At 64.4% G+C, this 24,339-nt stretch carries 20 protein-coding genes and 1 tRNA gene; 6 read left to right on the top strand and 15 right to left on the bottom strand.

Translation table 11 applies throughout. The features are described from left to right. Positions 1 to 21: 21 nt before the first annotated feature. From EB835_RS12355 to dinB, 3 genes are all read right to left on the bottom strand, one after another. Positions 22 to 726 (bottom strand): YdcF family protein, encoded by a 705-nt coding sequence (locus tag EB835_RS12355; RefSeq protein ID WP_205749934.1) that lies wholly within the window; start codon positions 724 to 726, stop codon positions 22 to 24. Between the two features lie 31 nt (positions 727 to 757). Beyond that, positions 758 to 1,165 (bottom strand): DUF3040 domain-containing protein, encoded by a 408-nt coding sequence (locus tag EB835_RS12350; protein ID WP_135809774.1) that lies wholly within the window; start codon positions 1,163 to 1,165, stop codon positions 758 to 760. 131 nt (positions 1,166 to 1,296) lie between these two features. Further along, a complete protein-coding gene (gene dinB / locus EB835_RS12345) occupies positions 1,297 to 2,532 on the bottom strand; it encodes a DNA polymerase IV (protein WP_135809773.1) in 1,236 nt (411 codons plus the stop codon). A gap of 60 nt (positions 2,533 to 2,592) precedes the next feature. Between dinB and EB835_RS12340 the strand changes: the two genes are divergently transcribed. Beyond that, positions 2,593 to 3,138, top strand: a complete 546-nt coding sequence (locus EB835_RS12340) for a hypothetical protein (protein ID WP_240688719.1) — start codon at positions 2,593 to 2,595, stop codon at positions 3,136 to 3,138. Further along, positions 3,135 to 4,394 carry a polyprenyl synthetase family protein gene (locus tag EB835_RS12335; protein ID WP_240688718.1) on the top strand — a complete coding sequence of 420 codons (1,260 nt, stop codon included), beginning with the start codon at positions 3,135 to 3,137 and terminating at the stop codon, positions 4,392 to 4,394. The genes EB835_RS12340 and EB835_RS12335 overlap by 4 nt, the downstream gene beginning before the upstream one ends. Positions 4,395 to 4,478: 84 nt before the next feature. Here EB835_RS12335 and EB835_RS12330 read toward each other — a convergent pair whose 3' ends face one another. Further along, positions 4,479 to 4,829, bottom strand: a complete 351-nt coding sequence (locus EB835_RS12330) for an Rv2175c family DNA-binding protein (protein WP_135809772.1) — start codon at positions 4,827 to 4,829, stop codon at positions 4,479 to 4,481. Between the two features lie 129 nt (positions 4,830 to 4,958). Here EB835_RS12330 and EB835_RS12325 point away from each other — a divergent pair, with 129 nt between their 5' ends. Next, complete coding sequence (locus tag EB835_RS12325; protein WP_135809771.1) at positions 4,959 to 6,215, top strand: LysM peptidoglycan-binding domain-containing protein; 1,257 nt, start codon at positions 4,959 to 4,961, stop codon at positions 6,213 to 6,215. Continuing rightward, positions 6,212 to 8,482 carry a protein kinase domain-containing protein gene (locus EB835_RS12320; RefSeq protein ID WP_135809770.1) on the top strand — a complete coding sequence of 757 codons (2,271 nt, stop codon included), beginning with the start codon at positions 6,212 to 6,214 and terminating at the stop codon, positions 8,480 to 8,482. Before EB835_RS12325 ends, EB835_RS12320 begins: the two co-directional genes overlap by 4 nt. Before the next feature lie 118 nt (positions 8,483 to 8,600). On the opposite strand, the gene EB835_RS12315 is transcribed toward EB835_RS12320, so the two are convergent. The 4 genes from EB835_RS12315 to gcvH are packed head-to-tail and all read right to left on the bottom strand — an operon-like array spanning position 8,601 to position 12,066. Further along, positions 8,601 to 9,995, bottom strand: a complete 1,395-nt coding sequence (locus EB835_RS12315) for a class II 3-deoxy-7-phosphoheptulonate synthase (protein WP_135809769.1) — start codon at positions 9,993 to 9,995, stop codon at positions 8,601 to 8,603. Between the two features lie 10 nt (positions 9,996 to 10,005). Further along, a complete protein-coding gene (locus EB835_RS12310; RefSeq protein ID WP_135809768.1) occupies positions 10,006 to 10,491 on the bottom strand; it encodes a bifunctional nuclease family protein in 486 nt (161 codons plus the stop codon). A 10-nt stretch (positions 10,492 to 10,501) separates the two neighbouring features. Further along, positions 10,502 to 11,662 (bottom strand): FHA domain-containing protein, encoded by a 1,161-nt coding sequence (locus EB835_RS20855; protein ID WP_135809767.1) that lies wholly within the window; start codon positions 11,660 to 11,662, stop codon positions 10,502 to 10,504. Beyond that, positions 11,662 to 12,066, bottom strand: coding sequence for a glycine cleavage system protein GcvH (gene gcvH, locus EB835_RS12300; protein WP_135809766.1), 405 nt, complete (start codon positions 12,064 to 12,066; stop codon positions 11,662 to 11,664). Before gcvH ends, EB835_RS20855 begins: the two co-directional genes overlap by 1 nt. Positions 12,067 to 12,296: 230 nt before the next feature. On the opposite strand from gcvH, the gene EB835_RS12295 reads away from it, so the two are divergent. Beyond that, positions 12,297 to 12,373 (top strand) — tRNA-Pro (locus tag EB835_RS12295). 148 nt (positions 12,374 to 12,521) lie between these two features. Here EB835_RS12295 and EB835_RS12290 read toward each other — a convergent pair. The 6 genes from EB835_RS12290 to EB835_RS12265 all read right to left on the bottom strand — a co-directional run bounded on the left by EB835_RS12290 (position 12,522) and on the right by EB835_RS12265 (position 19,570). Further along, a complete protein-coding gene (locus EB835_RS12290; protein WP_135809765.1) occupies positions 12,522 to 13,787 on the bottom strand; it encodes an MFS transporter in 1,266 nt (421 codons plus the stop codon). Between the two features lie 6 nt (positions 13,788 to 13,793). Next, entirely contained in the window at positions 13,794 to 15,185 is a 1,392-nt protein-coding gene (locus EB835_RS12285) for a sodium:proton antiporter (RefSeq protein ID WP_135809764.1), read from the bottom strand. 206 nt (positions 15,186 to 15,391) lie between these two features. Continuing rightward, a complete protein-coding gene (locus tag EB835_RS12280; RefSeq protein ID WP_135809763.1) occupies positions 15,392 to 15,895 on the bottom strand; it encodes a DedA family protein in 504 nt (167 codons plus the stop codon). 243 nt (positions 15,896 to 16,138) lie between these two features. Further along, a complete protein-coding gene (locus EB835_RS12275; RefSeq protein WP_135809762.1) occupies positions 16,139 to 17,353 on the bottom strand; it encodes a metal-dependent hydrolase family protein in 1,215 nt (404 codons plus the stop codon). A 169-nt stretch (positions 17,354 to 17,522) separates the two neighbouring features. After that, positions 17,523 to 18,257 (bottom strand): GNAT family N-acetyltransferase, encoded by a 735-nt coding sequence (locus EB835_RS12270; protein ID WP_135809761.1) that lies wholly within the window; start codon positions 18,255 to 18,257, stop codon positions 17,523 to 17,525. Then, the gene (locus EB835_RS12265) at positions 18,254 to 19,570 is read right to left on the bottom strand and encodes an MATE family efflux transporter (protein ID WP_135809760.1); all 1,317 of its coding nucleotides are present in this window, start codon (positions 19,568 to 19,570) and stop codon (positions 18,254 to 18,256) included. The genes EB835_RS12270 and EB835_RS12265 overlap by 4 nt, the downstream gene beginning before the upstream one ends. Before the next feature lie 287 nt (positions 19,571 to 19,857). Here EB835_RS12265 and EB835_RS12260 point away from each other — a divergent pair, with 287 nt between their 5' ends. Beyond that, positions 19,858 to 22,899: an HNH endonuclease signature motif containing protein gene (locus EB835_RS12260; RefSeq protein WP_135809759.1), complete on the top strand. Its 3,042-nt coding sequence runs from the start codon at positions 19,858 to 19,860 to the stop codon at positions 22,897 to 22,899. 339 nt (positions 22,900 to 23,238) lie between these two features. On the opposite strand, the gene EB835_RS12255 is transcribed toward EB835_RS12260, so the two are convergent. Then, a complete protein-coding gene (locus tag EB835_RS12255) occupies positions 23,239 to 24,225 on the bottom strand; it encodes an acetyl-CoA C-acyltransferase (protein ID WP_276606003.1) in 987 nt (328 codons plus the stop codon). Positions 24,226 to 24,339: the final 114 nt, after the last annotated feature.

The raw sequence follows: 24,339 nt of genomic DNA, 5'->3' as shown, positions 1-24,339 counted from the left end.
CGCCGGGCCGCTCCTGCCCTTTCAGCGGCCGATTGCCTGCTGTTCGTTCTCTCGGTCGAGCGTGTGCAGGGCAAAGTGTCCGCGCACGGCGGCGATGGGTCTGACGAACGGATGTTCGCCGAACCGGTAGTCTCCCCCGCGGACGAGGCGACGTGCCAGATCCGGTCGCATGTGCCACAGGTGGTCCCGGGCCTTCTCCGCATGGTGGGAGTTCGAGACGATGCTGATCGTCGTGGCAGGAGTGAGTTCGCGGTCGATGAGCGGAATCGCGTTGGTGATGTTCTCCCACGTCGTTGTGCTCTGGGTCTCCAGCAGGGATCGACCGGTGAATCCGAGCTCCTGTCGGGCGAAGCGTTCGAGGATGAACGCCTCCGATGTCCGACCGGTGACGGCTCCCCCGCAGAAGATGAGACGGCTCGATCGGGCCGCCGGGTCGATCGTCCGCAGACCGGCACGGGCGCGGAAGCGGTTGATACCGTTCGGCCGCGGCCCGGTGTTGGCGTACCCGAGCACCACGATGATCTGGTCGCTGCCCGCCGTTGATAGGACCTCCGGGCTGAGGTTCGTCCGACGATCGTTCCGGGTCTGACCGTGCCCACATTCCCAGTCGCCCAGGCGTCGGCGACTGGAGCGCCAGTGAGCCGCCTCGGCGAAGGCGAAGACTCCGGCGAAGACCGCACCGGCGGTCCCGAGCACGCGGACGGGCATTGAAAAAGGCACTCTCATATTGAGAGTGCCTTGATCGCAGAGAGCGGGGTCATTCGCCGCGCTGGCGCTTCTCCCATCGGTCTTCCATCCTGCTCATGAACCCGGATCCGCCCTTAGTGCTGGACTTCGCTCCGGATTTCTGAGAGTCGGTCTGCGTGGTGTGCACCTGGCCGGGACGGCTGAACGCCCAGTACATTCCGGCGACCATGAGGCCGAATCCGACGACGCCGAGGGCGATCCACCAGGTCGAGCTCGAGATGAGCGAGATCGCGAGGATCGTCGCGGCGAGTCCAGCCAGAGCGATGAGGATGCCGAGGACGAAGCGTTTGGCGGAGAACCCGGGACCCGTGGCGGCAGCCTGGGTTTCCGAGATATTCCGGGCAAAACGAGGGTCTTCACTGCGCAGCTGCTTCTCCAGTTGGTCCAACAGCTGCTGTTCGTGATCGGAGAGTGGCATCTCGAACCCCCGTTTCGCTTCTCAAGTCTTTCCCCCAATCATAGTCTCTGACGCTTGAAAAAACATCTCCGGGGGCCGTCAGGAGCCGGATTCCCACTGGGTCTTCAGACTGTGCTCCCGCTCACCCGCCCTCAGTCCTCGGGACGTCTGCGCAGAAGCGAGGCCTGAGAGATCGCTTCGCTGCCGAACCGACGTCTCACCTCGTCGAGGGCCACCTCGGCCTCGCGTCCGGAATGTTCCGGTTCGTCCAAGGTGGCCTGCCGTCCGGTGACGGCGAAGTCGCTGAGGCCGGCTGCTCTGACTCCGAGCAGCCTGACTCCCTGGGCGCGCTGCTCGCGCAGCTTGCGCAGGGCCGGGCGCAGCCCCTCGTACATCTCACGGGCCAGGTCAGTCGGAGCCGACAGTGTCACCGACCTCGACAGGGTGGTGAAATCGCCGAGGCGGTACTTCAGTCCGAGGCTCGTGGCCACCTTTCCCTCCGCACGGACCCTGTATGCGACCTTGTCGGCCAGGCGCAGCAGTTCGTGCTCGAGCACATCGATGTCCCAGATGTCTTCGCCGAAGGTGTTCTCCGCGCTGATCGAATGTTCCTTGGCCTGCTGGTCGAATCCGGAGGAGTCCTGGCCGTGCGCGGCCCGCCACAGCTGGTGGCCGTGGGCACCGAAGACACGTGCCGCCCAATCCTCATCGACGGCGGCAAGATCGCCGATGCTCCGGATGCCGTAGCGGAAGAATCCCTCCTGCGTCTTCTCCCCCACTCCGGGCAGAGCCTCGATCGGCATCGGGTCGAGGAATTCCTGAGTCGCGGCCACAGGCACAAGCAGCTGGCCGTTCGGCTTCGCCCGGGCGGAAGCGAGTTTGGCCACAACTCTGCTGACGGCTATGCCCACCGAGGCACTCAGCCCAGTGCGCTCTCGGATCTGTGCCCGCAGCCGGGTGGTGATCTCCACCGGGGATCCGAGACGGCGCACGGCACCGGAGACGTCGACATAGGCTTCGTCGACGCTGACCTGCCGCACATCGGGGGTCACCTCGGAGACGAGGTCGAAGACTTGGCGGGAAAACGAGGAGTACAGGCCATGGGACGGTGGGATCACCTCGGCGATGGGGCACAGATTCATGGCCCTCGACATCGGCATCGCCGCATGCACGCCGAATTCGCGCGCTTCGTAGCTGGCCGAGACGACGACTCCGCGGCCGCTGCGTCCACCGACGATGACGGGGCGTCCGATGAGGTGGGGACGGCTGAGCAGCTCGACGGAGACGAAGAACGAGTCCATGTCGAGGTGGAGCATGGTGGCACCGGCGTCGTCCGTGCCCAGTCGGCTCAGATCACCCCCGGATCGTGCCAGCTGCTTCCGACTCATCGCCTGCCCCTCGCGCTTGTTCCTTTCGGCTCCGCCGAACAGTCCAGGTACTCTTGAAGCATGGTATCGCGCACCGCTGTCATGACACTGCCCATCGTCGCCGCTCTCGCTCTTGCGGGGTGTTCGGGAAACGGTGGAGACTCCGCAGAATCGACCACTTCGGCCGCTCAGGAGACCTCGGCTGCTGCGTCTCCGACCGAGTCCGAGACCGCATCGGCCGAAGCATCGACGGAGGCCACCGGTTCAGATCCCGATACGTCGAACGATGTGAAGGATCTGCCCGAGTACATCAAGCCGTACCCGGATTCCGAGGTGCTCTCGGCGTCGATCGTCAAGGCTCATAACGACAAGGACAAGAAGCTGCCCGAGCAGGTCAGCCTCGTCGTCCGCGCGAAGGCCGAGGCCAAGGACATCTTCGCGTTCTACGAAAAGGAGCTCGGCAAGGCCGACTTCGAGCGCCTCGGCGATGAGGTCAAGACGAAGAGCGCCCGCGTGGTCAACTTCAAGCACAAGGACAATGACAGCGTCCTCGTCGTCACGGTCGCCGAGGATTCGGAAGACAAGGCGAATTCGATCGTGACCGTCGGCGGAAACATCGGTTCATGAGCTCACACAGTTCAGTGACGTCCGGCGACTCCCCTAAGACCGCCCCGTCCGAAGCCGCCGCCGGCCTCATCGAGTCTCTCGATTCCCCAGAGTCCATCGCCGCCGAGGTGTCGGCCCAGCTCGAGACCTTCATCGCCGAGAAGGCCGCCCAGTTCGAGGCGATCTCACCCGATGCGACCGCGATCGGCGAAGCACTCATCGAGTTCACCCGCGGCGGCAAGAGGATCCGTCCCGTCCTCCTCTGGTGGGGCTTCCAGCTCGCCAGCGGTGACGTCCGCGCCGGCGCGACCGACACCGCTGCCGAGACCTCTGCCAGCCCGACGACCGGGACCGCTGCCAGCGCGACGACCGACGCTGCGGGCGTCACCGTGGGCTTGGCTCAGGCGGCCGGGTCGCTCGAACTGCTGCACGCCGCCGCCCTCATCCACGACGATGTCATCGACAATTCGGACACCCGTCGCGGCAAGCCGGCGCTGCACCGGCAGTTCGAAGCCCGCCATCAGCGCTTCGGGTTCCACGGCGACGGCGCCTCCTTCGGCGTCTCCGCCTCCATCGTCATCGGCGATATCTGCCTGGCGCTGAGCGAAGAGCTCTTCGAACGTTCGCAGGACGCCCTGGGCGGCAGCCGCCTGGCCCGCGAACTGCGCGGAACCGTGCGCCGCGATGTCATGGTCGGCCAGTATCTCGATGTGCTCGCCGAGGTCATTCCCCTCGACGACGAGCGGATCGCCGATCGTGCATGGGAGGTCCTGAGCTATAAGTCCGCGAAGTATTCGGTCGAACAGCCGCTCCTCCTCGGCGCGGCCCTGGCAGGAGCGGGCAGTCGACAGCTCCAGGAGATCTCCGCTTTCGGCCTTCCCCTCGGGCAGGCGTTCCAACTGCGCGACGATGTCCTCGGCATCGCCGGTGACCCACAGGCCACGGGCAAACCCGCCGGTGACGATATCCGCGAGGGCAAGCGCACCGTCCTCATCGCCGAGACCGCGGCCCGGATCTCGGCCGACCAGCTCGAAGTCCTCGCCTCACGGCTGGGCGATCCGGATCTCACAGACGCCGAGGTGGCCGAATGCGTCGATATGATCACCGAATCGGGCGGTCTTGCCGCCGTCGAATCGTTCATCGACGCCAAACACGCGCAGGCGACCGCTGTCATCGACGCCTGGATGGAAGACACGTCGACGGTCACCGCTGTCGGCGAACTCGCTCATGCCCGATTGCACGGATTCGCCACAGCGCTCAGCTACCGCAACAGCTGACTCAGCGGCCGACGACGCCCACACCCAGCGAACGGAACCCTGATCAGGGAACACGAAGCGTGCGGCCTGATCAGGGAATACGGATCAGAAGGCGAGGGCCTGCGCGCGGCGACGCACTTCCTTGCGGTTGCCGGCGCGGAGCAGATCGATGGGACGCCCCGGCAGGGAATCGTCGTGGGTGAACAACCACACGATCGACTCCTCGGCGTCGAACCCGGCATCGTGGAGGGTACTGAGCGTGCCCTTGAGAGGTTTGACGACTTCGCCGTCGTTGAAGAAGGCCAAGGGCACCCGCAGAACCTTCGGCTTGCCGATCCTGATGGCACAGATCACTCCGTCTTCGAGCATCCGACGCACCTGGGTGATGCTCAGGCCGGTCATTTCGGCGATATCGGGCAGAGGAGCCCAGTCCTGGACGAGTTCTTCGGTATTCACGCCCTCAAGCGTAGCAATATTCGGCAGAAACACCCCGCCATGCGGTGCCGAATGCTCGGGTCGAGCGCGCCCACTCGTTAGGCTGGGGACCGTAGCTTCCCCATTCGACATGAAGTCAACAGGTGACAGATGACACGACCGCGACGGCACAGACCCGTCACTGCCGCTCCTGACATCCGCGCTGCATCGAAGGTGAATTCGACCGGTCCGATCCCAGGAGCCGAACGGGTCGACCCCGAAAACGAATCCCCCACCGAGGTGGCCCCCACCACCGAATCCCCCGACGAGGACGCACCGGCCGCCTCGGCGACATCATCAGGCTCGGACTCCGCCTCGCCAGCTGAGGATCAGGCTCCGTCCGACGATCAGGCTCTGTCCGACGATCAGGCTCCGTCCGCTGACGGGCTGTCCTCGTCCCCCGATGATCAGGCCGATGATATCTCCGACCGCGCATCCGAGGAAGCGGCTCCGGGCACTGGGCCGCAGTGGATCTCGGGCACCGCGGGCGCGACCGTTCCCGTCACCCACGGTGGGCGCACATACAAGGCCAAGCAGGGCGACACCCTCTACGGTGTGGCCAGCAAACACGGGGTCTCCGTGCCCGCACTGGCCGAGCTCAACCGCATCTCGCCGCGTCAGAACCTCCACCAGGGTCAGGTGCTGTCCCTGCCGGAGAAGAACGACCTGCCCGATGATGATCCCTCGCACGTCGTCGCCCCCGGTGAGACCCTGCAGGGAGTCGCCGCTCGGCACGGAATCTCGCCGGCGACCCTGCGGCAGGCCAACGCCATGGGCGATGACTCGTTCATCAAGGTCGGCGAGCTGCTTCTGCTGCGCCCGTCGAAGGCCCGTCCGCGTCGCACTGCCCCTGAAGCGCCGAGTGATGTCCCCCGCGTCGCCGCCAGCGCACAGGTCGAGGGCATCCGTCCCGCTGTGCTGCACGCAGCCCGGCTGAACAAATACACTCTGCTGCACCGTCGCCATCCGGCCCCGGCGGAGGCGAAGCTGCTCGTCGCCTCGGTGGCGGTCGAACTCGGCGCCGATCCTGCCCTCATGCAGGCCGTCGCCGCTGCGGAATCCGGATTCCAGCACACGACGGTCTCGGCCGGCAACGCGATCGGCATCATGCAGGTCACCCCGCGTTCCGGTCGCTGGGCGTCCGATATCGTCGGCCGCGGACTCGACCTGCTCGACATCGCAGACAATATCGTCGCCGGCACCGTCATCCTCGGCTGGCTCATCGAGACAGCCGAATCCGAGAACGAGGCCATCGCCGGCTACTACCAGGACCTGCGCTCAGTTCGCACTGACGGACTGCTGCCGGAGACGAAGGCCTTCGTCCGCGCCGTCCAGCTGCAGCGTGCGCGTTTGCAGGAGGCCCAGTGACCGCCCGCCGAGATCCCCTCATCAGTACGGTGCTCAACGACCGATACCGCATCGATGCCAAGATCGCCCGCGGCGGAATGGCCATGGTCTACCGCGGCACCGACCTGCGGCTCGACCGCGAGATCGCGATCAAGGTCATGCACGAGCACCTCATCTCCGATGACACTTTCGTCGAACGCTTCCGCCGGGAGGCCATCAACGCCGGACGCCTCACCCATCCGAACCTCGTGGCCATCCATGATCAGGCTCGTGACGGCGATATCGTCTACCTCGTCATGGAGCACCTGCCCTCGGTGACTCTGCGCCGTGAGCTCAAGCACCGCGGCTCCTTCACCCCACGCCAGGCGATCGTCGTCCTCGACGCGATCCTCGCCGCCTTAGAGGCGGTGCATTCGACGGGCATCATCCACCGTGATCTCAAACCCGACAATGTGCTGCTGGGCACGGATGGCCAGGTCAAGCTCGCCGATTTCGGTCTCGCCCGTGCCGTGACCACTGCGACGACGACGAAGACCCTGATCGGCACCGTCGGCTATGTCGCGCCCGAGCTCGTCACCCGGGCCGGAGCCGATTCCCGCACCGATCTGTACACGGTCGGCATCATGTTCTACGAGATGCTCACCGGTACTCAGCCATATACCGACGATGTGCCGATCCAGGTCGCGTACCGTCACGTCCACGACACGGTGCCGCCGCCCTCGGACGTCGTGCCCCGGTTGAGTCCGCGCCTGGACGCGCTCGTTCTGTGGGCGACGTCGAAGGAACCCGAGGACCGTCCCGCCGATGCCGCCCAGTTCCGCCTGGCGCTGGCCGAAGCGCGTGCGGAGATGAGCGAAGCCGAGCTCGACCTCGGCGACCCGGCGATCGCTGCCGGAGAGCACTCCCCCGTGCTCACCGCGAGCATCGACCTCGGGGAGGAGGTCCCGAAGGAGAAGAAGTCTCGGACGGACGAGATCCCGTATCTCGAGGGTGAGGATGACGATACCGGCACCGAGGCGGCCGATGACGACAGTGCTCACGCGCAGTCAGGTGCGGCTGCTGGAGCCGGAGTCGCTGCTGCCGCTGCCGGAATCGGCGGCGTCACTGCCGCCGTGACCTCCGACGACGATTCGGAGGACGACGACTCCCGCGACACTGACAACGACTCCGATGACTCCCCCGACGACAGCGGCTCCGATGCTGAACCGACCGCCGACGATTCCCCGGGTTCCCCTGCCGAATCGTCGGACGACGCCGGCACAACCGATCGCAGTGACGATGAGGTCGGCGCTGCGGCGGCCGGTGCTGGCGGCGCTGCTGCCGGAGTCGGCGCAGCGGGCGTTGCCTCGGGGAGCGGAGCAGGTTCCGGCTCAGGTTCTGGATCCGGTGGCGACTCGGCGGATGGGACCGGCGACGCGGCCGAATCGGACGACGATGACAAAGCCGCGGTCGCGGCATTCGCCGCACCCGCCTCGGCGAAGGCGTCGAAGACACGTCGTCGCCGTCGTCGCGTGCTCGCCTCGCTCGTCGCCGTCGTGGCCGTGTTGGCACTCGTGGCCTGGCTCGTCATCGCGAACCTGCCTGCACCGACATCGATCGTGCCGGGCCAGCTGGCCGGCAAGGAGGTCGACGAGGTCACCTCGCAGCTCGAGGACAGTGATCTCAAGGCCGAACCCAAGGAAGTCTTCGACGACTCCGTTCCGGTCGGCGAGGTCATCGGCACCGAACCGGTCAGCGGCTCCGAACTGCCCCCGGATTCGACGGTCACGGTCGTCGTGTCCAAGGGCGAGGAGAAGTTCGCCGTCCCCGAACTCGAGGGCATGAAACGCGCCGAAGCCGAGGACGCGCTGAAGAAGGTCAGCCTCGCGGTCGGCAAGGTCGAAGAGGAGTACAGCGACACAGACGCCGAGGACACCGTCATCTCGGCGTCGAAGAAGCCCGGGACGAAGCTGTCGAAGGGCGAGAAGATCGACCTCGTCGTCTCCAAGGGCGTCGCGCCGACGCCGGTGCCCAATGTCGAAGGACTGACCTTCGACGCCGCCTACGCGACGCTGGCCAAGCGCGGATTCCGTGTCGGCAAGGACGAAGTGTTCTCCGATGACGTGCCCAAAGGCAAGGTCGTCTCGCAGTTCCCGAAGAGCACGGAATCGAAGCCGGCCAATTCCCTCATCATCGTCCGTGTCTCCAAGGGCAAGGAGAAGACGGATGATGACAAGAAGGACGACAAGAAAGACGAGAAGTCCAAGGACGACGACAAGAAGAAGGACAAGAAGGACAAGAAGGACTGAAGTGTCCTGGTCCGACCGATGTCGGGCTCAGCCCAACAGACATACCAGCCGAATATGACGGTGGCCCCGCAGTTGAACTGCGGGGCCACCGAATCTGTCTCTGTCCTCAGTGTGTCGTTCAGTTCCTGCGGGTGAGGTATTCGGCCACCTGGAATGCCATCTCCAGCGACTGATCGTGGTTGAGACGCGGGTCGACGAGCGTCTCATAGCGGCGACGCAGACCTTCGTCGTCGATCTCCGTGGCTCCGCCCATGATCTCGGTGACGTCATCACCGGTGAGCTCGATGTGCAGTCCGCCGGGGATCGTGCCGGCATCACGGTGAGCGTTGAAGAAGCCTTCGACTTCTGCCATGACATCTTCGAAGCGGCGGGTCTTGTACCCGGTGTTCGAGGTGATCGTATTGCCGTGCATCGGATCGCAGACCCAGGTCACATGCGACAGCCGATCGCCGATTCCCTTCAGCAGTGCAGGCAGCGCCTCACCGATCTGGCCGGCGCCCATCCGAGTGACGAAGGTCAGACGTCCGGGTTCGGCGTCCGGATCGAGCTTCTCGGCCAGGGCCAGAGCATCGTCAGCGGTGGCCGTGGGCCCGAGCTTGACGCCGATGGGGTTGCGCACCTTCGACAGGAAGTCCACGTGGGCGCCGTCGATCTCGCGAGTGCGCTCACCGATCCACAGGAAGTGGCCGGACACGTCGTAGGCGTCACCGGTGCGCGAGTCGATCCGGGTCAGTGCACGTTCGTATTCGAGCAGCAGAGCTTCGTGGGCGGCGTAGAACTCGGTGGTCTTGAGCGCATCGAAATCGGCTCCGCAGGCATCCATGAAGCGGATGGCACGGTCGATTTCGGCAGCGGTCTGTTCATAGCGCTGGTAGCCGGGATTCGATGCGAGGAAACCGCGGTTCCAGTCGTGGACGAAGCGCAGGTCGGCGAAGCCGCCCTGGGTGAATGCGCGGATGAGGTTCAGCGTGGATGCCGAGATATGGTATGCCTTGAGCAGGCGCTCGGGATCGTGGCGGCGGGACTCCTCGGTGAATTCGTAGCCGTTGACGATGTCGCCGCGGAACGACGGCAGGGTGACGCCGTCGCGCGTCTCCATATCGGCAGAGCGCGGCTTGGCGAACTGCCCGGCCATGCGGCCGATCTTCACCACGGGCATCGAGCCGCCGTAGGTGAGCACGGCCGCCATCTGCAGAACCGTCTGCACGCGGGCCCGGATCTTATCCGCCTGGGCTCCGTCGAAGGATTCGGCGCAGTCGCCGCCGGCCAGAACGAAGGCCTCGCCGCGCGAAGCGGCAGCGATACGCTGTTTGAGCACATCGGCTTCGCCGGCGAACACCAACGGCGGAGAGTCGCGCAGATCGGTGAGAACTGCGTCGAGCGCGGCGCTGTCGAGATAGGTCGGCTGCTGCTGCGGATCCATCTCGCGCCAGTCATCGAGACCGCGAAGACTGTCATCGCCGGCTGCGGCGATTTCTCTGTCGGACAGGACCGGATCGGTGTGGAGACTCAATGTTTCACTTTCATGGGTTTTCGGTGCCGGTCTCAAAGTCCTCGGCCGAGACATTGTCGAGGAAGTCTCTGAACTGAGCGACTTCCTCTTCATCGGCCTCGGGGGCTTCGATTCCGGATTCTTCAAGCAATTGTGTGTCGACGTAGACAGGGCAGTGCGCTGTCAGCGCCAGAGTCACCGCGTCCGAAGGGCGCGCGGAGATCGACTTCCCGTCGTTCGTGTGCAGTTCGGCCAGGAAGATCTGACCATCCTTGCCGGTGATCGTCACGTCCTGCAGCTCGGCGTCGTACTTCTCGAGGACGTCGAGCAGCAGAGCATGTGCCATGGGGCGCGGCGGGGTCAGCCCCCGCTGTGCGATCGACAGCGCATTGGCCTCGATCGCACCGACCCAGATCGGCAGGTAGTAGGCAGGTTCGCTGGCCTTGAGCAGGAGAATCGGTTGGTTGGCGGGCATTTCGATGCGGACGCCGACAACCTCGACTTCAACTTTTGACATCATCCCCCGGTCAGGAGCGCGGACGCTGCTGGAAGATCATTCGGAACTTGCCGATCTGCACATCGGCTCCGTTCTGCAGTTCGATGGAGTCGATGAGCTGACGCCCCACATACGTGCCGTTGAGTGATCCCGTGTCGCGCAGCGTGAAACCGCTGGGAGTACGGATGAACTCGGCATGCTTGCGCGAGACGGTGACGTCATCGAGGAAGATGTCGGCGTTCGGGCTGCGGCCCACTGTGACCACATCGGTGTCGAGGAGGATCTGCGAACCGGAGTCCGGTCCGGAGACGACGACGAGCAGAGCATCGGCATCCTGCAGACCTTCGAGGTCGGGCACCGGGTGGATCTCGCCGGTATGGGGATCCAGGATTCCGTGGAACTGCTGGCTGCCCGAATCGTTCATCGGATCCTGACCGCCGTTCGTCGGGTCGCCCTGCGGCTGGCCCGACTGAGGCTGACCCGACTGAGGCTGACCGCCTTGCGGCTGGCCGGACTGCGGTTGGCCATACTGACCGGGGCCGGGCTGGCTGCCCTGCTGCTGGTGGGGATCGAACTGACCGTACTGGCCGGCATCGTTCGAACCGTACTGCTGCTGCCCGCCCTGCTCCGGATAGTTTCCGTACTGCTGCTGGCCTTGGCTGCCCTGGGGCTGTGCGAACTGGCCGGCACCGTTGGAACCGTACGCCTGCTGACCCTGACCGCCCTGGGGCTGACCGCTCTGCGGCTGGCCGTAGTTCTGCGGCTGATACTGCTGCGGCTGCCCCTGGCTGCCCTGACCGTTGCCGACATAGGGCTGACCGGCAGGCTGGGACGCACCGTAGTTCTGTCCACCCTGCGGAGTGCCGCCGAACTGCTGACCGTTGCTGTACGGCTGTCCGCCCTGAGGCGTTCCGCCGAACTGCTGACCGTTGCTGTACGGCTGTCCGCCCTGAGGCGTTCCGCCGTAGTTCTGGCCGTTGCCGTGCTGTGGGGCTCCACTGGCCGGCTGCTGGCCGTAGGGAGGAGTGTTCCTCTGACCGTTCTGGTCGATCTGAGGGTTCATCCGAGTCGCAGACTCGTCATCGCCGTTGCCGTTGGCCCCGAACGGGAACTTCTTCGACTGCGGGACCTGCCCGTTGTCATACCAGGGCTGCGAGGGGGTCGGACGATTCTGATCGTGATTCTGCGACATTACGCCTCCTCGCTCTGAATGAGCTCTTTGTACGCCTCGCTGTCCATCAGCGATTCGAGCTGTGCGGGTTCACTGAGTTCGACGAGATACATCCATCCGTCCTCGAACGGCGAAGAGTTCACGGTCTCAGGTGAATCGTCGAGCGAGTCGTTGACCTCGGTGACGGTTCCGGACACAGGTGCAATCAGGTCAGAGACACTCTTCGTGCTCTCGACTTCACCACAGGATTCCCCTGCGGTGACCGAATCCCCAGCTTCAGGCAGGTCGACATAGACGACGTCACCCAGCTGTTCCTGGGCGAAATCAGTGATACCCACACGGACTACTGCGTTGTCATCCGTGGTCGCAACCCACTCGTGGTCGCGCGAGTACCGCAAAGACACTGGATAATCCAGATCTGCCATGTCGACTCCTCTAGTTTGTCGGTGTACCAAGCATAGCCGCCTGGGCCACGTTCATAACAATCACGAAACGGAAATGTTACCGAGGTGCCCTGTCAGGCATCCGCAAGTCCCGTTTCTTCGGTATCTACCTGGGATGATACCTGCTTTTCGAAGGTCACGGAACGTGGTTTTGGCAGTTGGCCCCTGATCGGTATACGCTAGTTCTCGTTGCCCTCGAGGGAGTACGGTAACGGGCTATGGCGCAGCTTGGTAGCGCGCTTCACTGGGGGTGAAGAGGTCGTGGGTTCAAATCCCGCTAGCCCGACCACCAGTGAGTACCACCCACTTGCAGTCGAATGTGTCGTCACTTCGTTGATACGAAGGTGCGGCACATTTTTCGTATCCGAGCTCTTTCCACACCTGCCCCGCTTCGGCCCAGCCGCCGTGCCACTGCAGCCGCCGAACTTGCCTGTGTTTCAGGCCCGGCGGACGTCGAGGCGGTGCGCAAAGACCATCGTCAGGATGCCGACGAGCACGAGTATGCCCAGCCCCCATCGCAGCCCGGCGCCGGTGGCGACGACGCCGACCAACGGGCTCGTACCGAGGTAGCCCACGCGCATAAGCCAGTTCACGAGCGTCACTCCCCCAGCCCGCCCGAGCCCGGGCAGTCGTCCGGCCGCTCCGAGTGCACCGGGCACGAGCGTCGCAGACCCGAAACCGAGTGCTCCCATCGCAACGAGCAGCAGAACGGGCTCCCAGGCGGCGACGACGCCGATCCCGCCGAGGGCGATGAGTCCGCCCCCGAGGCGAGCGATCCGTCCGGCCCCGAACCTGGTCACGAGCAGGTCCCCGCTGAAGCGTCCGAGGCATTGGCTGCCGATGACGATGCTGAAGGCGATCCCCGCCGAGGCGGTCGGAACGTCGGCGAAGTCGACCGCTGCCAGCCCCGCCCAGTTGTTCGCAATGTCCTCGACCGCGGCACCGCAGATCGCCACGATCGCCAAGGGCAGCGCCGCCGAGAGGATCGCCCGTTTCGAACGCCCCGCGGCTCGGTCTCGCCCGTTCCCATCGAGGGAAGAGTCGGAGTCGGTCAGTCCCCTGGCTTCGGAATCGGTTTCTGATTCCAGATCGGTTTCTGAGTTCGCATCAGAATCGGCGACCCGCCTCGGCGAGGCATAGCCGCCGATCAGACGCCGTCCCACGATCGTGATGAGCACGGCGGCGATGCCGATCAGCGCCATCCACACCCGCATATCGGCACCGCCGCTGGCGGCCGCGGTCGCGGCGGCTCCGCTGACCAGGCCGCCGAGGCTCCACAGCGCATGCATCGACGACAGGATCGTCCGACCCGCCCGTTCCTGGACGGAGATGCCGACGACGTTCTGAGCGACATCGACGATCGCATCGAAGCATCCCAGCAGGAGGAGGCAGACCGCCATCATCACACCGTTGACCGACCAGGCCGTCGCCGAGGCGGCCACACCGAGCATCACCGTCCCGCCGATGACGACACGGTGGGCCCCGAAGCGGGCGATGAGCGCGGCGGGCAGGGCCGAGGACAGCAGCGATCCGACTGCGAAGCAGGCGACGACGAGCCCGAACTGCCAGGAGCTCAGTGCGAGTCGGTCGACCAGCAGCGGATACCACGGCAGGAGAGCTGCGAAGACGGCCCCGTTGCCGGTGAAGTAGAGGCCGACTCCGACGGCGGCTTGCGGGCTGCGTGGCTCACCTGTCCCGGGCACTGCCGTTCAGTCTGCTTTCATGACCTTCGCTGCGCGCAGATCTCGCCCTGCCTGTCCGAGGATGACGAGTGCGACGAGCACTCCGAGCAGGATCCACCAGAGTGAGCCCGTCATGAAGATGAGCACCATCGAGGCGAGGATCGGTGCCAGGCGGCGCAGCGACCACCACACGTAGCCGCCGAAGCTCGGCATCGCCACGTTCGCCGAATCCGCGACGGACTTGACCATGAAGTTCGGACCGTTGCCGATATAGGTGATGGCCCCACCCATGACAGCACCGAGCGAGACCGCGATGAGCAGGGTCTCGGGCACACCGGCCACTCTCGGCTCTCCCTGCACCTGAGCGGCCATTTCGAAGAAGGTGACATAGGTCGGGGCGTTGTCGAGGACGGAGGAGAGACCGCCGGTGAAGATGAACAGGGAGATCTCGTTCAGCGGGATCTTGTGAGCGATCTGGCTGAGGTACTGCAGGGCCGGCATCATGGTCAGGAAGATGCCGATGAAGAGTGCCCCGACCTCGAGGATCGGCGTCCACGTGAACTTGTTGAGGTTGAACCGGGCACCGCGGTCACCGACGAGGAACGAGGTCACTGCAGAGACGAACATGACGACCTCACGCCACGGCACATAGTCCGAAGTGGTCGCATGCCCTGATTCGATGGCATGCATATCGACCGAGGGGATGAAGGCGACGGCGATGATGATGATCGCCAGGAACAGCAGACCGCTGGCGCCGCGCAGGCCGAGCTTCGTCGCATATTCGGCGTCCTTTGCCAAGGCTTCGGCCGGTTCCTTCGCATACATCTTCGTGTCGAGGGCGAAGTAGCTGACGAGCAGCAGGGCGTTGACGAATAGCCAGTACGGCCAGAGCCCGAACGTCCATTCGAAGGGCACGCCGCGCAGCATGCCGAGGAACAGCGGCGGGTCACCCAGCGGTGTGAGCAGTCCACCGCAGTTCGCAACGATGAAGATCGTGTAGATGACCGTGTGGGTGCGGTGCCGGCGGTCCTGGTTCGTGTTGAGGATCGGGCGGATGAGCAACATCGCCGCACCCGTGGTGCCGATGAACGAGGCCAGCGCTCCGCCGACGGCGAGGAAGATCGTGTTGTTCCGCGGTGTCGCCTTGATGTCGCCCACGAGGAAGATTCCGCCCGAGGCGACGAACAGGCTGCCGATGAGCATGATGAACTGGAAGTACTCGAGCAGCGCGTGGATGACCGTCGTCGACTCTCCGCTGAGTAGGAACCATACAGCGATCGGCACGCCGAGGACGAGGGCGACGATGAGTTTGACGAGGTTGCGATCCCAGATCTTCTCCGTGGCCGGGATGAGCGGGAGCACTGCGATGCACCCGAGCAGCAGAACGAACGGAATGATGCTCCACCAGGCCACGACCATCCGGGGACTCCTTTACTCACTGTCGACGAGCAGTCTCGTCATGTCGACGCTGACGCTGTTCCACTCTACTGAACTCAGCCCAGCGTTTCGGACCAGGGGCTGTCAGACGGACAGAGGAAGTCCGGAACAGTGGCGTTGACTGCCCCAGACAGGGCAACAGGAGGAACTCGAATCGGGGTGAGGCTGACGAAGTCGAAGAGGGACGGTCAGTTCGCCGAGGTGGGGGCCGCCTCCTCGGCGAGGGACCGATCCTTGCGCAGTCCGATGAACAGACTGACGATCGCGACGACGAACACGAGGCCCAGCCCCATGGTCAGTCCCGGTTCGGCCTGGTAGGCCTTGGCGACCGCCTTGAATCCGAGGAAGCCGACGGTCGAGTAGATGAGCGCCCACAGCGATCCGCCGACGACAAGCGCCGGGACGTAGCGGCGGTATCGCATCCCCGTGGTTCCGGCGGCGAGGTTGACCACTGTCTGCAGTCCGACGGTGAGGAAGCTCAGCGCCACGACGGGCGCCCCGAAGCGGTCGATCGTATCCTCGGCACGACGGTATTTCGGTCCGGCCATGATCTTCTCGACCCGCTCGAACTTGCGGATTCCCTTGCGGGCGAAGCGGCCGAGGAGGAAGGTGCCGCCGGCTCGGCAGATGATGATGCCGAACATGATCAGCCAAGTCACGGCGATCGGAAACGACCAGTCGAGCGGGTTCATCGTTGAGGCGCACTCCTTCTGGGCATTCCCGCTGCACTGACGTGCTGCGGCTTCACGGTTCGGTCCCTCCTATCATAGACCCGTAAGGTTAGGTTTCCCTCAGCCGGCGATCGGTCGAGACGGATCTCACTCTCTGCAGTCGCAGCCATCTCTGCGGTTGCGGCCGTCTCTGCCGCCACAGCCGTCGCACGCGCACGAGGCAGTGCCGAGAGATGCCCGGCACCGCCTCGGCGCGGATGCGAATCAGACGAGCTCGCCCTCGAGGTAGACAGCGTTGACTCGGGACTCGATTCCGCGGACGTCTGCTGTGCGCAGGTCGCCGTCCACGACGACGAGGTCGGCCAGTCCGCCTTCGCTGAGGTGACCGACCTGGTTGTCGTCGAGCAGGCGGGCCGCGACGGACGTTCCGGCGGCGAGCGCTTCTGCAGTGGTCAGTCCCACCTCGGCCAGCAGGCTGATCTCTTCGAGGTTCTCGCCGTGCGGACCGACTCCGGCGTCGGTGCCCAGGGCGATCGGAACTCCCGCCGCGTGGGCCCGGGCGATCGATTCGCGGTGGGCTTCGATGACGCGACGGGCCTTCTCCACGACGGAGGGCGGCAGGCCCGCCCCCGCCTCGGCGGCCTTGATCACGGCCTGCGGGGCCTGGAGGGTCGGGACGAGGTAGGTGCCGCGTTCGAGCATGAGGTCGATGGCCTCCTCGTCGAGGTAGATGCCGTGTTCGATCGATCGGACGCCGGCGCGCACAGCGTTCTTGATCCCCGGTGCACCTTGGGCGTGGGACATGACGGACGCACCTTGGGCGGCCGCCTCGGCGACGATGACGGCGATCTCCGCTTCCGTGAACTGGGAGTGGCGCGGGTCGTCCCGGGGTGAGAGCACTCCCCCGGTCGAGCAGATCTTGATGTGGTCGGCTCCGGCTCGCAGGAGTTCGCGGGTTGTGCGCTGGACGCCGTCGAGTCCGTCGGCGACCCCGGAGGGCCTGCCTGGGTGCGGGGCCAGGAACGGAGAGTCCGCTCCGGAGACGAGGTGGAAGTCTCCATGCCCACCGGTCTGGGACATGATGTTGACCGCGATCGTCATTCGCGGACCGCGCACCACGCCGGTCTCCACGGCCATTTTCGCGCCGAGGTCGGTGCCGCCGGCATCCCGCACGGTTGTGACTCCGCCTTTGAGTGTGGCCTCCATATTCGCCACGGATTGGAAGAACTGCAGCGAGAACGGGTCGTGGAAGTTCGAGCTGGCAGCTGCCCCGGAGCTCGTGAGGTGGACGTGGCAGTCGATGATTCCGGGAATGATCGTCTTACCTGTGCAGTCGATGTGGTCGTCTGCGGCGTCATGTGATCCCTGCCCTCCTTCCGCCACCGAGGTGACTCGTCCACCGTCGATGACGACATCCCGGGTTCCGGGCAGGAAGCGGGTTCCGTCGAAGACCGTGGCGTGGGTGAGAACTGTGACCATGGGCGTGCTCCTCGTCATTGAAAATCAGTTGGTCGACCGTGCGCGGTCGATCCCTCACATCTATCACGGACATTCGTGCCCGCGCACCCGGTGAAGGATGCCAGGGCTCCCCGTGGAGGATGCCCGCGCACCCTGCGGAGGACCCCCGCACATCCGGCGAAGGAGAGGATCAGTCGCGTTTGAGTCGGCGCACGAGCACGTCGGAGTCTCCGTTGCGTCCCACGGAGACGAAGCCGTGGTCGGTGTAGAGCTTCGCGGCGGTGTTGCCGTCCTCGACGGACAGGCTCACCGCCGGGAATCCGCTCATCCGTGCCAGTGTGCACACGGTGTCGACGAGTGCTCCGCCGATCCCCTGCCCCTGATGCTCGGGCAGCACGGCCACGGAGAGTTCGGGAATGTCCGCTGCCACCCAGCCATAGCCGGTGAAGGGAGCGCCGTCATCGGCAGGTGCCAGGTCATGCCTGTCTGCCGAGTCCTCAGCGGAACCGTCGGGGACGACCTCACTGCGGACCACCTCGGCGCCGGTCTTGCCCAACGCCGCGGCGAAGTCTCCGCTGACACCCTCATCGACCTTGCCGACGACATCGGCGATATCGGCCAGACGCACCCAGGCGAGTCCGATGATCGGCGACTGCGCATCAGCTTCGGCGTGCGCGGCCACGGCGATGTCTCCGTCGCGACCCCAGTCGCGGAAGTAGAAGACGGCATCGCTGCGGTGGGCCAGCTCGTCGATGTCGATGCGGGGTCTGTCCATCGACCAGTTGAAGCACAGGTCGAGGAACGGCAGGAAGGTCTCGTCGTCGGTCTCGGCCGGCAGCGGACGGATCCGTCCGCGCAGGGAGGTGTCGGTCGCCTCGGCGGAGGAGTTCTGTGAATCATGAGCGTCAGAGTGGGCAGCGTTCATGAGATTCCTTTCTCGACGGCGCGTTCGATCCACGCCCGGTTGCGTACTCGCCAGCCCAGGGTCAGGGCGCGGAAACCGACGAATCCGATGCAGAAGCCGGCCCAGAGTCCGGGAGCTCCGGGCCAGATGCTGATGATCGGGATGAGCAGAATCGCGTATCCGATCACAGCGACCAATTGTGCCAGAGCGAGGTACTTCGCGTCCTCGGCTCCCATCAGCACGCCGTCGAGGACGAAGACGTACCCGGCGATCGGCATGCTCAGCGCCAGCACCGGCAGGAGGGCGGCGAGTGCCGACACCACCGCGGGGTCGGAGGCGAAGGCGCGTGGGATGATTCCGGAGCCTGCGAACAGGACGATGCCGACGACGATGCCGAAGACGATCCCCCACAGGCACAGGCGGCGGTTGATCGCGATGACCGCCTCGGTGTTCTTCGCACCCAGTTCGAGACCGATCATCGCCTGACCCGCGATGGCCAACGAGTCGAGGGCGAGCGCGAGTGCGAAGAAGATGCTCTGGGCGACCTGGATCGCGGCGAGGTCCGTCGTGCCCATCGCCGTGGCCAGGAACACGAGGAGGATGAGCGCTGCACGCAGTGAGGCATTGCGCACCAGCAGCCATCCGGAGGTCTTCGCCGAGGTGAACACGCCTGTCCAATCAGGGCGGATGCTGGCGTGGAGGCGGCGGGCTGCGCGGATTGAGATGGTGAGGTAGACCGCGCACATGCCTGCCTGCGCGATGACCGTACCCATCGCCGATCCCGCGACTCCCATGTCGAGGCCGTAGATGAAGATCGCATTGAGGCCGATGTTGGCGATGCACCCGGCTGCCGCGACGACCAGTGGGGTCTTCGTGTCCTGGAGTCCGCGCAGCAGTCCGGTGGCCGCGATGACCATGAGCATGAACGGCAGACCCCACCACGAGATCGCCAGGTAGGAGTGGGCACCGGCAGCGGTCTCCGCCTCGGGCCCAAATGCCTCGATCATTGTGCTCAGCAGGGGCAGTCCGATGATGATGATCAGCACCGAGGTGCCCAGCGCCAGCCAGATCCCGTCGAATCCTGCGGTGATCGCGCCAGGACGGTCCCCCGATCCCATCCGCTTCGCCACGCGTGGAGTGGTCGCATAGGCGAGGAAGATCATCAGGCCGAGCACCGTCTGCAGGATCGTCGACGCGATCGCCAGCGATCCCAACGCACCGGCACCGAGGTGGCCGACCATAGCCGTGTCCGTGAGCAGGAAAACGGGTTCGGCGATCAGTGCTCCGAGCGCGGGAAGGGCCAAACAGAGAATGTCTTTGTCGATCGCTGCCACGCCCTCGATTCTAACGAACTCGCCCTGCGGGTCTGGGACCGGCTGATCGGTAGGGCAGGGGCGGAGCCGGCAGCAATGTCGTGTCAGTAGCGAACTGTAGAGTCAAAGGACAAAGAGATCGATACTGATCCGGAAGAGCATCAATCAGTACGCATTGACGTGATCTTCATTTCCGTTCTATTTGTAATCGGATTGTGACATCGATTCCTATCGTCAGACCGTATAATTGAGTTAGGCACCTTCCCCAACGATCAACTTCCACAGAGGCGTGGAGAGGTGAAAGACCGATGAAGGACATCGGAGACAACGACGGACGGGCATCAAGCCTGCCTGCTGCTCCAACAACGGAAGCAGATCACCAGACCCTGTCCCAATTCCGCCGGGCTCATGGGCGTCGTTTGGAAATCGCCGAGGACAATGAGCTCGTCGCTCTGCTGGGCGCCTATGCTCAGAGCAGCCTCGCACAGATCAATTCCTTCGTCGCCACCAGTCATGTCGTCGCTCAGGACGTTGCCTACGCTCTCGGGCTCAAAGGGAGTCAGCCCGACTCGGTCTATGAGTTCGCGCCATTCACCGAGACCGCCGCCCGCCACCGTCCATCTGAAACAGACGAAAACGAAGCTGAATCAGACGGCGACGAGGAACCCAAAGGCGCCGCTGCTGCCGGTAAGGCAACCGAAGGCACAGCGACTCACGAAGTGTCTACAGCCATAACGACTCACGACATGCCCACTGGCGCTGGACTTGCCGACAAGGTGTCCACTGACGCTGGATTCGCCGACAGGGTGTCCACTGGCGCTGGACTCGCCGACGACTCGTTCTCGTCGCGCAGAACCTGGACCAGCGAAGAATCACTGGCTTGGTCACTGGCTCTGGCCCAGGTCGAAGCCGAAACCGGGACGAAGTTCGGAAAAGGCAAGGGACGAAAGAAGAACCGTGCGGCAGGACGTCGCCTGCGTCGCGTGCGGAAATTAGCCGTGGAGCTGCTGGCCGCCCCCGCTCCCCTGCCTGATTTTCCCGGCTATGACCCGAAACTGACATTCTTCACATGGCTGCGCAGCAACATCGAACCGACCGAAACCGGCGTCTATTCGGGTCTCCTCGGCGCGACGACGAGCAATTCGCTCAGGCACATGACCTCGTCGATGACGCTCACCCACGGGCTGCCGAAGTTCCTCAAGCGCTGCATAGATGGAGACTTCACGATTGAGCACGTCGATTGTGTGACTCGTGCGTGTCGTGACCTGCACTTCGAGCACCTGCCGGAGTTCGACGACTATCTGGCCCACAGGCGCGCCGACATCACGATCGAGACGTTCAAACGCTCGATCGCCCTGCAGATCTCCGTGATTCAGCCTCCCGAGGACACTTTGGAAAGCGTCGCCCTGCGTCGTCGAGTCGATTACAGCACCGGTGATGATGGAACTGCCTACCTCACGCTGACCGGGCCGGCCCCGGAACTTCAAGCCTGCTTCAGAAGGCTCGACGCTTTCGCACGGGCCGTCCATAGGAACAACACCAGTGCATTCTCGAGTCAGCTGCAGGCGGGAGACTGCTTTGATGAGGAGCGCTCGGTCTCTGCACTGATGTTCGACATTCTCACTCGCACGCGCCCTCAGTTGAAGCTGCGCATCATCAGCACGAACGAGTCCGATGCCACGGCGACAAGCACCGACTTCTCACTCGACGGACTCTTCGCAGGCCCTGACGGCACTCCGATGCACGAAGGCGAAGCACTGCTCGACTATATCGAGCGTGTATTCGACGACTTGGACAAGAGCGGGTACGAAGAACCGGCGCAATCTGTGCCAAGAGGTTCGGCTGACTCCGCGCAGAGCGAGTCGAGCCGCTGGGCATCCGCACCGCGTGGTGAGTCCGCTCGTGCAACGAGCACCCCAGCGGATGAGTGCAGCCGCCGGGCGCCCACCAGACCGGCCGACCGCATCTTCGAATCCCAGATCCTCGAGGCCATTCTCAGCAGTCGCACCACGACTTGCGACGCATCTGCGGCCCTCTCGGCACTCATCGGTTCGCGTGCCAGCGGAGCTCGCCCCGCCGCAGAAGGAACCGAAGCCGCTGTATCTGGCGCTGCAGACGCTTTCGGCAATCCCATCCTCGATACAGGCGAGCGCCGCATCAGCTTCGAGTTCCTTCTCGACATGCCGACCAACGAGTATTGGCTGGCGAATCAGGCCAGCACCTTCATCACTGTTCCTTTGCTGACTCTGCTCAGCCAGTTCCAGTCGAATGAGGACGATCCGCCGCCGCGAACCGGTCAGCCACCTGCCCCTCCGCCTACCGGGCCACCGACTCCACCGCCAACCGACTCAATCTCGCCGAGCACAGCCCCAACGCCACCAGAGTCTGTGCCCAGGAACGCGACGATGCCAGCTCCTGTACCTACAGGCGCCCATTCAACTCGAACGCCCTCCGCCTCTGCTGAGCCGACAGCGTCTGACGGACCGCTGCCTTCAGTCGATGTGTGCGATCTGGCGGGAATGCTCCCCGACGGGTCACCCATCCCAGCCGATATGGCTCGGCGAGTCGCCGGCTACTCCACCACATGGACCCGGCTACTGACCGACCCGGCAACCGGAACGCCTGTCGATGCAAGGGCAACGTCCTACGCAGTTCCCAACAGCGTTCGCAAAACCCTCGTCGCTCAGTTCGTGACGTGCACCTTTCCCGGGTGCACTCAACCTGCTGAGATCACAGAGATCGACCATATCGATCCGTTCAATCACTCCGACCCGAGCCAAGGCGGTCTCACCCGATTCGGAAACCTCCATTGCCTGTGCAAAGCCCACCACCTGCAGAAGACCAACGGCAACTTCGATGTGCGGATGTCCGAGCCTGGACACCTTGAGTACGTCTTCCGCAAGGGCGTCACTGTTGAGGTCGTCTCCCCGGATAACCCCATCAGCGTTGAACATGCCCGGCTGTTCCTTGAGGGCTTCGGCAGTGTCCAGTCGCAGGCAGGTCGAGGATTCAGTCCGGATCAGTCGGACGCCGAGCGTCTGTCTGCCGATGAGGATGCACCGGCCGCCGAGCGTCGTTCTGCTTCTGAGGCCCCACCTGCCCGCAGCGTCGATGCAGACGATGTTCACCCTGTCCCCGGCGATCGGAAGCAGGCGCGGAAATGCCCTGAACCAGCCGCGGCCGACGGAACCCCAGGCTGGAGGGAACTCGATGCCGAGGATCTCTGCGCATTCACACCCAAGACTGCGACGTGCAATGCCGGCGAAGCACCTGGCGCCACGCAAGCAGTGGACGACAGCTCCGAACTGCGCGACTGGTTCTGGGACTCCGGTGAGCCCCCTCCGTTCTGAGATGACTCCCGCAAGGCGGTATCAGCCGAAACTCCGGCGGCGTCCCCACCATTCTGAGATGACTCCTGTAAGGCGGTCTCTGCACGGCTGCCCAGGGCATTCGTCATACGCACAACAATGCCGCGACCTCCACACAACACCGGCTGAACATCACCAAGAAGTCCGGCTCCATACCGATGGTGGACTCAGGAAAGGCCGACGGCATTCAGATCAGAATCGACCCGAATATCGTCGGCCCTTCGCCCTCAGCCGCACTGCCACGCAGTTTCAGCCGCACCGTCTCTCCGCTTCAAGCGATCGACCCTTGCAAAGTTCTTGCTGACTGACTGAATGAATGCCTCAGCAGACCTCGAACAGACCTGCTGCACCTTGGCCACCGCCGATGCACATCGTCACGACGACGTACTTCACTCCGCGACGACGTCCCTCGATGAGAGCGTGCCCGACGAGGCGGGCGCCGGTCATTCCATACGGATGACCAACCGAGATGCCGCCGCCGTCGACGTTGTACTTCTCCGGGTCGATCCCGAGCCGATCACGGCAGTACAGAGCCTGCACGGCGAAGGCCTCATTGAGTTCCCACAAACCGATGTCGTCGATCGACAGGCCATGCGTCTTCAACAGCTTCGGGATGGCGAACACAGGACCGATGCCCATCTCGTCGGGCGCACAGCCGGCCACGGCCATGCCGCGGTAGATGCCCAGCGGCTCGAGTCCGCGCCGGCTGGCTTCATCGCTCGACATGACCACCGAAGCGGAAGCACCGTCGGAGAGCTGAGACGCGTTTCCGGCGGTGATGCTCGGAACCTTTGACGCCACACCAGGGTCGAGAACCGGGTTCAGCCCGGCCAGACTTTCCGGCGTCGTCGTGGGACGGTTGCCCTCATCGGCTTCGAGAAGAACGTCATGTCGCGAAGTCTCCTTCGTCTCCTTGTCGACGACGACCTTCGTCGTCGGCAGCGGCACTATCTCATCGTCGAACCGGCCGGCTTCCTGCGCGGCCGCGGTCCGCTGCTGCGAACTCAGCGAATATTCGTCCTGCGCCTCCCGGCTGACGCCGTAGCGCTCAGCCACCACCTCGGCGGTGGCCAGCATCGGATAGTAGATCCCGGGCACGTTCTCTTCGAGCCACGGATCCTTTGCCCTGAACATGTTCATCTTGTCGTTCTGGACGAGCGAGACCGATTCGACACCACCGCCGACGACGACCTCCTGGCCGTCGAAGAGCACCTGCTTTGCCGCGGTCGTGATGCCCATTAGCCCGGATGAGCACTGCCTGTCGATCGACATTCCCGGCACCGTCACGGGAAGACGGGACTGATGCAAAGAAGGGTGACAGCGTGAGTGTCATGCTGCGAGTGCAGCTGGCTCTATGATTGCTTCGTACTCTACTGGTGTCAATCGACCCAACCGGGCTTGTCGGCGACGTCGGTGATATGT

The sequence above is a fragment of the Brevibacterium sp. S22 genome, assembly GCF_004745485.1.
In the GTDB taxonomy this organism is placed as follows: Bacteria; Actinomycetota; Actinomycetes; order Actinomycetales; family Brevibacteriaceae; genus Brevibacterium.
This window is presented reverse-complemented; position numbering and strand designations above follow the sequence as displayed.

Excerpts from the sequence above, each read along its gene's own strand:
- EB835_RS12355 (WP_205749934.1), bottom strand. The coding sequence starts at position 726 with ATGAGAGTGCCTTTTTCAATGCCCGTCCGCGTGCTCGGGACCGCCGGT.
- EB835_RS12350 (WP_135809774.1), bottom strand. The coding sequence starts at position 1,165 with ATGCCACTCTCCGATCACGAACAGCAGCTGTTGGACCAACTGGAGAAG.
- dinB (WP_135809773.1), bottom strand. The coding sequence starts at position 2,532 with ATGAGTCGGAAGCAGCTGGCACGATCCGGGGGTGATCTGAGCCGACTG.
- EB835_RS12340 (WP_240688719.1), top strand. The coding sequence starts at position 2,593 with ATGGTATCGCGCACCGCTGTCATGACACTGCCCATCGTCGCCGCTCTC.
- EB835_RS12335 (WP_240688718.1), top strand. The coding sequence starts at position 3,135 with ATGAGCTCACACAGTTCAGTGACGTCCGGCGACTCCCCTAAGACCGCC.
- EB835_RS12325 (WP_135809771.1), top strand. The coding sequence starts at position 4,959 with ATGACACGACCGCGACGGCACAGACCCGTCACTGCCGCTCCTGACATC.
- EB835_RS12310 (WP_135809768.1), bottom strand. The coding sequence starts at position 10,491 with ATGTCAAAAGTTGAAGTCGAGGTTGTCGGCGTCCGCATCGAAATGCCC.
- EB835_RS20855 (WP_135809767.1), bottom strand. The coding sequence starts at position 11,662 with ATGTCGCAGAATCACGATCAGAATCGTCCGACCCCCTCGCAGCCCTGG.
- gcvH (WP_135809766.1), bottom strand. The coding sequence starts at position 12,066 with ATGGCAGATCTGGATTATCCAGTGTCTTTGCGGTACTCGCGCGACCAC.
- EB835_RS12285 (WP_135809764.1), bottom strand. The coding sequence starts at position 15,185 with ATGGTCGTGGCCTGGTGGAGCATCATTCCGTTCGTTCTGCTGCTCGGG.
- EB835_RS12280 (WP_135809763.1), bottom strand. The coding sequence starts at position 15,895 with ATGAACCCGCTCGACTGGTCGTTTCCGATCGCCGTGACTTGGCTGATC.
- EB835_RS12275 (WP_135809762.1), bottom strand. The coding sequence starts at position 17,353 with ATGGTCACAGTTCTCACCCACGCCACGGTCTTCGACGGAACCCGCTTC.
- EB835_RS12270 (WP_135809761.1), bottom strand. The coding sequence starts at position 18,257 with ATGAACGCTGCCCACTCTGACGCTCATGATTCACAGAACTCCTCCGCC.
- EB835_RS12260 (WP_135809759.1), top strand. The coding sequence starts at position 19,858 with ATGAAGGACATCGGAGACAACGACGGACGGGCATCAAGCCTGCCTGCT.